An 8,786-nucleotide genomic window follows, 5' to 3' on the forward strand; every position below is an offset into this window, starting at 1 on the left:
CGAGGGTCAGTCACCCAGCGAGAACCTGGCCCGGGGTTCTTTGAGCGGCTCCTGTCTGGCGGCCTGCTGCAGGTAATCGGTCACCTGCTGGTGCAGCGGGTGGCTGGTGCACCGCTTCTGGACGAACATCAGGAACGCGGTTGCCTTTTCCCACTGTTCGAGACCGTTGGCCAGCACCTGGGCGGCGAGGATGTAAGCCGGGGCCAGTTGCTGGCTGTCGGGGAAACGCTTGTGGAATTCCTTTAACAGCCCCAGGGCCCGGCGATACTCGCCCCGATGGTACAGGCAGCGGGCACAACGGACCGCCAGCTCGGGATCGTCGAGCTGAAACTGCGGGTCGACCGCCTCCACCGCCGCAAGCAGCTCGCCCATACCGGCGGCATCGTTGCGGTCAGCCAACCAGGCCAGCAGGCGGGGGGCGTACCTGCGCAATTCCCGCTGCTTGCCCCGGGCCGTCAACAGCCGGTACAGCTGTTCCAGCCGGTGGCCATTGTCCGGCTCCCGCTTCAACGCCGACTTGATCAGGCTCTCCGCCCGGTCGTAATTGCCATCCTTGATGTCCATGTCGATATCGGCATCCAGCCGGTTGCCCCGGTCCCGGCTGGCTGCGTCCTGTTCCGGGCCGGCGCTCTCCTGAAGGTCGCTGGCGAAGCCCAGCTCCTCCTGGTACTGGAACAGCAGGTAGCCCAGCATGTGAAAGAGGATCAGGGTGAAGGTGCTGTTGAGGAAACCGGCCAGCGGCAGCGACAGCCAGGGATCAAAATGCTGCAGGGCAAACTCCTGGGCGGCGCCGGACGCCAGGGTCAGCAGCACCAGATAGCCGTACAGCAGGAAGTAGGGCCAACCGATGCGGGAAATCAGCATCATCAGGTTGAGCGGATTGACGGCGGCGCCGACTGACCGTTCCATCGCCAGCACCATGATGCTGGCCGGCAGTGCCAGGACCACCAGCGCCATGGCCACAAACGCCAGCACCGGGCCGCCGACAAAACCGGCGGCACCAATCAACGCCCCCAACACGACGAACACCAGCAGCTGCTGAATCGCAATGCCGAAGCCCTCACCGGAGAAGGCCACGGCCAGGGGCGGTGGCTTCATGTGGCCATCGGCGGTGTGATTGATCACCGCGTAGGTGTACTTGAGCAGGGCGAGGAACAGCAACAGGCTGATCACCAGGCCGACGAGGTTGGCGGACAGCACCAGCGGCACCAGGGTGCAGATGGCGATCACCAGCAGCGGGTCCAGGTAGAAAGGATAACGGAAGAAGGCGCTCAAACGGTTCCAGAACGGCACCGCTTCGGTTGCCGCCCCCAGATAGCGCATCACCCGGCTGCACTTGGGACACAGGCCATGTTTGCGGTGGGTGTCCGCATCCGGCATGCAGCGGGTGCAGTAATGGATTTGGCACTCGCTGCAGTGCCACTTGGCGGGCTCGCCGGGGTGGTAATGACAATCGTGTTTCACGGTCGCTGTGTGAGTCTTCGGATCGGTCCTTGGAATGGCGGTACGCCGTTGATGGCCTTCATCATTGCAGAAGGCGCGCTGGCTCGCCAGCATGCTGATGCAAAAATGCGAACGGTATGGGGGCAAACCCTTGTATGGCGCGTGCATGGCGAAGGGGGGACGAGTGCCGGGCAGCACCTGGACGCGCCGAGGCCGCGGGTGGTCAGGTCGTTGGTTCGGCGCTACTGCCGTTGTGCGGTTACAGCTTCACCACCCGGCTGCGGTAGACTGGAAAGATTCGAGAATCACAGGTGATCGGAACGACAAGGTGCAGGGTGAGGGCCAATTGAACAGTAAACTTCGGGTACAGTCGGGCCGGGAGGCGGAACCGCCGCCCCCGAGCTACAGCTGGCGGAGCATCGCCGCACTGGCGCTGAAGCATCGGCCCCGGCTGGTGCGGGCCAACGTGCTGGCGGTGCTGGCCACACTGGTGAGTGTGCCGTTACCGCTGCTGTTGCCAGTGCTGGTGGACGAGGTGCTGCTGGGCGAGGCCGGACGGGTGCTGCCGGTGATGGACCGGTTGTTGCCTGCCGGCTGGCAGCAGCCGGTGGTCTATATCGGCGTGATGGTGCTGGTGGCGTTGCTGTTGCGGACCCTGACCCTGGTCTTCAACGTGCTGCAGTCCCGGGAGTTCTCCAAGATCTCCAAGGATGTGGTGTTCCGCATCCGCTCCCGCCTGCTGGCACGGCTGCAGCGGGTGTCCATGGCCGAGTACGAGACCCTGGGCTCCGGGGCAGTGAGCAGCCATTTCGTCACCGACCTGGATACCATTGACCAGTTCCTCGGCACCACCATCAGCCGCTTCCTGGTGGCCAGTCTGACGGTGGTGGGCACCGCGCTGGTGCTGGTCTGGGTGCACTGGCAGCTGGCGCTGCTGATTCTGCTGTTCAACCCCCTGGTGATTTTCACCACCATGGTCATCGGCAAGCGGGTGAAGGAACTCAAGCGCCGGGAAAACGCCGCCTACGAGGTGTTCCAGGGCGATCTGACCGAAACCCTCGACGCCATCCACCAGCTGCGGGCCGCCAACCGGGAAGGCCATTACCTGCGCCAACTGGTGGGCCGGGCCCGCGAGGTCCGCGACCACGCCATCCAGTTCGAGTGGCGCAGCGACGCCGCCAGCCGAGCCAGCTTCGCGCTGTTCCAGTTCGGCGTCGATGTGTTCCGTGCCGCCGCCATGGCCACCGTGCTGCTTAGCGACCTCAGCATCGGCATGATGTTCGCCATCTTCGGCTACCTGTGGTTCATGCTCACCCCGGTGCAGGAGATCCTTAACATGCAGTACGCCTACTACGCCGCCAACGCCGCCTTGTTTCGGGTCAACCGGCTGCTGGCGCTGGACGAGGAACCCCGCTATCCGCCTCTGGAGAACCCGTTCAAGGGCCGGCACACCGTCAGCCTGACCCTGCGGGATATCCATTTCGGCTACGGTGAGGGGGATCAGGTGCTGCGTGGCATCAACCTGCACCTGGAACCGGGCGAGAAGGTGGCGGTGGTGGGCGCCAGCGGCGGCGGCAAGTCCACCCTGGTGCAGGTGCTGCTGGGCATGTACACCCCTGACCGCGGCCAGGTGCTGATCGGCGATGTGCCGGTACAGCGCATCGGTTGGCCCTGCCTGCGGGAGCATGTCGCGACCGTGCTGCAACACCCGGCGCTGTTCAATGACACTATCCGCCAGAACCTGACCCTGGGCCGCGACAAGCCGGATGATGAGTTGTGGCAGGCGCTGAAGGTGGCGCAACTGGACGGCACCGTGGCGGCCATGCCGGAACAGCTGGAAACCCGGGTGGGGCGACAGGGGGTGCGGCTGTCCGGCGGTCAGCGTCAGCGCCTGGCGATTGCCCGCATGGTGCTGTCGGATCCGTCCATCGTGATCCTCGACGAGGCCACCTCGGCGCTGGATGCGGAAACCGAATACCAGCTGCACCGGGAGTTGGAGGGCTTCCTGCGCCAACGCACCACCCTGATCATCGCCCACCGGCTCAGCGCGGTGAAGCAGGCCGACCGGGCCTGTGTGTTCGAGGACGGCCGGATCATTGAGGAGGGCCACCACGACGAGCTGATCGCCCGTCAAGGACTCTATGCCCAGTTGTATGGTGACCGCCAACACTGACACGGTGGCCACCATTCATCGGATCAATGTTCGCCATACAGGGAATGATTTTCATCCTCGCCGAAACGGTGTAATAGTGGAGTATGAAAAGCACACCCTTATTCATCCAGTTGGACAAAAAGGAAGTGCACCATGGTAAACCATCGTTCCAATCCGGACAGTCTCAATACCCTGGCCGAGCTTGAGGTTGGCGGCCAGACCTACCACTACTACAGCCTGGCCAAGGCCGCGGATACCTTGGGTGATCTCGACAAACTGCCTTTCTCCCTCAAGGTACTGCTGGAAAACCTGCTCCGTCACGAAGACGGCGTTTCCGTGGGCCGCAGCCACATCGATGCCATGGCGGGTTGGCTGGAGCATCGCCATTCCGACACCGAGATCCAGTACCGGCCCGCCCGGGTGCTGATGCAGGACTTCACCGGGGTGCCCGGGGTGGTGGATCTGGCGGCGATGCGCCAGGCGGTCCAGGCGGCGGGCAGGGACCCGGCGCTGATCAACCCGCTGTCGCCGGTGGACCTGGTGATCGACCATTCGGTGATGGTGGACAAGTTCGGCGATGCCAGTGCGTTCAGGGACAACGTGACCATCGAGATGGAGCGGAACCGGGAGCGCTATGAGTTCCTGCGCTGGGGCCAGGAGGCGTTCGACAACTTCCGGGTGGTGCCGCCGGGCACCGGCATCTGTCACCAGGTCAACCTGGAGTACCTGGGGCGGACGGTGTGGACCCGGGAGCAGGACGGCAAGACCTTTGCCTTCCCTGATACCCTGGTGGGCACCGACTCCCACACCACCATGATCAACGGCCTGGGCATCCTCGGTTGGGGCGTGGGCGGCATCGAGGCGGAAGCCGCCATGCTGGGCCAGCCGGTGTCCATGCTGATTCCCGAGGTGGTGGGGTTCAAGATGACCGGCAAGCTGCGGGAGGGCATCACCGCCACCGACCTGGTGCTCACCGTCACCGAGATGCTGCGCAAGCAGGGCGTGGTGGGCAAGTTCGTGGAGTTCTACGGCGATGGCCTGAAGGACATGCCGGTGGCGGACCGTGCCACCATCGCCAACATGGCCCCGGAATACGGCGCCACCTGTGGCTTCTTCCCGGTGGACGAGCAGACCCTGGCCTATCTGCGGTTGACTGGCCGCGAGGATCAGCAGATTGCCCTGGTGGAAGCCTACGCCAAGGCCCAGGGGCTGTGGCGCGAGCCCGGCCATGACCCGGTCTACACCACCACCCTGGAACTGGACATGGGCCAGGTGGAGGCCAGTCTGGCCGGGCCCAAGCGGCCCCAGGACCGGGTGGCGCTGGCCGACATCAAGTCGGCGTTTGACCTGGTGATGTCCACCAACGGGGAGGGCGCCTCCGACCAGAACGGGCAGCTGCTGTCCGAGGGCGGGCAGACCGCCGTGGGCGTGGAGGACAGTTATTATCACCACGCCAGCCAGAAGATCGACCTCGACGGGGAGGTGCACCGGCTGGATCCGGGGGCGGTGGTCATCGCCGCCATCACCTCCTGCACCAACACCTCCAACCCCAGTGTGATGATGGCCGCCGGCCTGCTGGCGGAGAAGGCCGTCCAGCGCGGGCTCACCACCAAGCCCTGGGTCAAGACCTCACTGGCGCCGGGCTCGAAGGTGGTGACCGACTACCTCAAGGTCAGCGGTTACCAGCAGGTGCTGGACCAGCTGGGCTTCAACCTGGTGGGTTACGGCTGCACCACCTGCATCGGCAACTCCGGTCCACTGTCGGAGGCCATCGAGAAGGCCATCGAAGACGGCGACCTCACCGTGGCCTCGGTGCTGTCCGGCAACCGCAACTTCGAGGGCCGTGTGCATCCGCTGGTGAAAACCAACTGGCTGGCCTCGCCGCCGCTGGTGGTGGCCTTTGCCCTGGCCGGTAATGTCCGTCTCGACCTGACCCGGGACCCACTGGCCACCGGCAGCGACGGTGAGCCGGTGTACCTGAAGGACATCTGGCCGAGCCAGCAGGAGATTGCCGAGGCGGTGGCCAAGGTCGAGACCGAAATGTTCCACAAGGAGTATGGCGAGGTGTTCGAGGGCGACGACACCTGGAAATCGATCCAGGTGCCCCAGAGCAACGTCTACCAGTGGTCGGACGAGTCCACCTACATTCAGCATCCGCCGTTCTTTGTCGGCATGGGGACGGAGCCGGAGGCCATTGAGGACGTCCAGGGTGCACGCATCCTGGCCCTGCTGGGGGATTCGGTGACCACCGACCATATCTCCCCGGCCGGGGCCATCAAGGCGGACAGTCCGGCCGGGGAGTACCTCCAGCAAAAAGGGGTGGCACCAAAAGACTTCAACTCCTACGGTTCCCGCCGCGGTAATCACGAGGTGATGATGCGGGGCACCTTTGCCAACGTGCGTATCCGCAACGAGATGCTGGACGGCGTGGAAGGGGGCTACACCCGCCACATTCCCAGCGGTAAACAGCTGGCCATCTACGACGCGGCCATGGCCTATGCCAAGGACAACACTCCCCTGGTGGTGATCGCCGGCAAGGAATACGGCACCGGCTCAAGCCGGGACTGGGCCGCCAAGGGCACCCGGCTGTTGGGCATCAGGGCGGTGGTGGCCGAGTCGTTCGAACGCATCCACCGCTCCAACCTGATCGGCATGGGGGTCATGCCGCTGCAGTTTCCGGACGGCGTCAGCCGCCAGAGCCTCAAGCTGACCGGGGAGGAGACTGTGAGCATCGCCGGGCTGGCTGGCGACATCGAGCCAGGGGCGTCCCTGACCATGACCGTGGAATACCCCGACGGCCGGTGCGAAACCTGTGAGCTGATCACCCGCATCGACACCGCCAATGAGGCGACTTACTTCCGCCATGGCGGTATTCTCCACTACGTGATCCGGGAGATGATTGCCGAACACAGCGCTGGGGCTGGCTAGCCTGGCCTGGGGGCATCGTCAGCGCCGCTATTCGCGGCTATAGTGTGGATGTAAAAGGCAAATTGCCAGGACGTCTGTGTCGCCTCAGCAACGGAGAAGGGGAGTTGGATGCCAAAGGGCGGATACCAGGATGTGGTGCAAAAACTGGAAGTGCTCAAGTCGAAGTTTGTGACCCGGGTTTCCCGGGAGATTGAGCAGCTTGGCGCACGGTTTCGTGCCAGTGCCGGTTCGGCAGTGAGCGCGGAACTGGCCCGGGACGGTTACGAGTGGCTGCATCGGTTGGCGGGCTCGGCAGGCACCTTCGGTTTCAAGACCCTGGGCCACCAGGCCAAAGAGCTGGAGTTACAGCTCAAGGCGATCGCTGACGGGGGGGAGGCCGCTGGGATGGTCACCGGCGTGGAGTTCCAGCGCCGGCTGGAAGGCCTCAAGGCGTTTTTGAGTGCGGATGCCGGGATCAGTGCCATTCCGGTGCTGGACAACGCCGTGGCCGATCCCATGGAAGGTCCGCGGCAGCGGGTTGATCTGATCGAGTCCGACCCGGACATTGCCGGCGAACTGGTCAATGGGTTGTCCCGTTACGGCTACGATGTCACCACCTATCCCGATCCGGAGACCTATCAGGCCTCCCGGGCTGCCCGGCAGGCCGGGGTGGCGGCGACCGTCGTGGACGCCAGCTTTCTTGACGATCTGGCTCCTGGGGGCCGGGCGGGGAGCGCCCGGGCGATTCGCTCATTGATCTATCTGGCCAAGGAGGAATCCTTCGATACCCGCTATCGCATTGCCGAAGCCGGCGCGGGCGGTTTCTTCACGGTGCCGGTGGACGTGCCCGCACTGGCCGACCGGATTGAGCAGCTCAATGAGGAGTGGGAAGACACCGCCGGCGGCAAGGTGATGATTGTGGATGATGACGAGCAGCTGGTGGAGCACTACCGCCTGGTGTTGAGTGCCGGGGGGGTGGAGGTACGAACGGTGACCCGGCCTGACGAGGTGGTGGTCCAGTTGGCGGAGTTTCGTCCCGATGTGCTGCTGATGGATATTCACATGGGGCCCTACTCCGGGGTCAGTCTGGCCCGGCTGATCCGTTTCCAGCCGGAATGGCTGGGGCTGCCCATCGTCTACCTGTCCTCGGAACAGGACCGGGACGAACAGATTGCCGCCCTGGCCCAGGGCGCCGACGATTTCATCGAGAAGCCAATCTCCGACCACCGGCTGCTCAATGTGGTGCGGGCCCGCTGCCTACGCGCACGCCAGCTCGCCAAGTTGGCGACCCGGGATGGGCTGACCGGGCTGTTCAAGCACTCCCTGGTCAAGCAGGAACTGAACAAGGAGTTTGCCCGCTGCCGCCGCCAGGGCGCGGTGGCCACCGTGGCCATGTTGGACCTGGACCATTTCAAGTCGGTCAACGACACCTTCGGCCACGCCACCGGCGATACCGTGATCCGGGCCCTGGCTAACCTGTTGCGACACCGCCTGCGCAAGACCGATGTGCTCGGCCGCTACGGCGGCGAAGAATTCGTGGTGATCCTGCCGGACTGCTCGCTGGCTGAGGCCGAGCCGATCCTGCAGGATGTCTGCGACCAGTTCTCCGGCCTGGTGTTCAGTTACCGGGCCGCTGATTTTCAGGTCACCCTGAGCATCGGGGCCTCGTCGCTGGCGGAGTTTGCCAACGCGGATGCCGCCCTGGAGGCGGCGGACCAGGCGCTCTACCGGCGCAAGCGTCAGGGCCGCAATGGGGTTACCTTGTACCAGGGGGAACCGCCGGAAGCGCGACGGGAGGCGACCTCGTCATGAAGACGCTGATCCTGGAGGACGACCTGCTGATGGCGGAGTTGCTGGAGACCATCCTGGCCGGGCTCTACAGCCGGTTCGAGGCCAACATCGTCACGTCAGTGGCGGATGCCAGGCTGGCGTGGGAGCCGGGCCGTTTCCAACTGGTGATTTGCGACTGGAACCTCCCGGATGGCTCAGGCTTGGAGGTGGTGCGCCACATCCGCCAGCAGGACCGGGAGGTACCGGTCCTGCTGATTTCCGGCCGCTCCGACCGGGAATCGGTGCTGGCGGCGGCCCATCACCGCATCAACGGGTTTATCTCCAAGCCGTTCAAGGTGGAAATGGTCCGGGACCGGCTGAAATCCCTCTTCCCGCCGGAGGAAGAGCCGCTGGACCTGTGTGAGGATCTGGAACAGATGCTAGCTGAGGCCTGCAGCGGTCATTATCAATTGCCCACCACCCTCGAACCTGGCGATATCCTGGCGTTGATGGA

At 64.5% G+C, this 8,786-nt stretch carries 5 protein-coding genes; 4 read left to right on the forward strand and 1 reads right to left on the reverse strand.

Features of this window, described 5'->3' with window-relative positions:
- Nucleotides 1-6 precede the first annotated feature (6 nt).
- The gene (locus R3175_RS15080) at nucleotides 7-1,464 is read right to left on the reverse strand and encodes a hypothetical protein (protein ID WP_318945151.1); all 1,458 of its coding nucleotides are present in this window, start codon (nucleotides 1,462-1,464) and stop codon (nucleotides 7-9) included.
- Between the two features lie 325 nt (nucleotides 1,465-1,789).
- Between R3175_RS15080 and R3175_RS15085 the strand changes: the two genes are divergently transcribed.
- The 4 genes from R3175_RS15085 to R3175_RS15100 form a co-directional block, all read left to right on the forward strand.
- On the forward strand, nucleotides 1,790-3,616 hold the full coding sequence (locus R3175_RS15085) for an ABC transporter ATP-binding protein (RefSeq protein WP_413231781.1): 1,827 nt from the start codon (nucleotides 1,790-1,792) through the stop codon (nucleotides 3,614-3,616).
- A gap of 132 nt (nucleotides 3,617-3,748) precedes the next feature.
- A complete protein-coding gene (gene acnA, locus R3175_RS15090; protein ID WP_318945152.1) occupies nucleotides 3,749-6,523 on the forward strand; it encodes an aconitate hydratase AcnA in 2,775 nt (924 codons plus the stop codon).
- Between the two features lie 108 nt (nucleotides 6,524-6,631).
- On the forward strand, nucleotides 6,632-8,314 hold the full coding sequence (locus R3175_RS15095) for a diguanylate cyclase (RefSeq protein WP_318945153.1): 1,683 nt from the start codon (nucleotides 6,632-6,634) through the stop codon (nucleotides 8,312-8,314).
- Nucleotides 8,311-8,786, forward strand: a 476-nt coding sequence (locus tag R3175_RS15100) for a response regulator (protein WP_318945154.1), incomplete at its 3' end; no start/stop codon positions are given. The genes R3175_RS15095 and R3175_RS15100, both read left to right, overlap by 4 nt.

Source organism: Marinobacter sp., from assembly GCF_033722735.1.
Lineage (GTDB): Bacteria > Pseudomonadota > Gammaproteobacteria > Pseudomonadales > Oleiphilaceae > Marinobacter.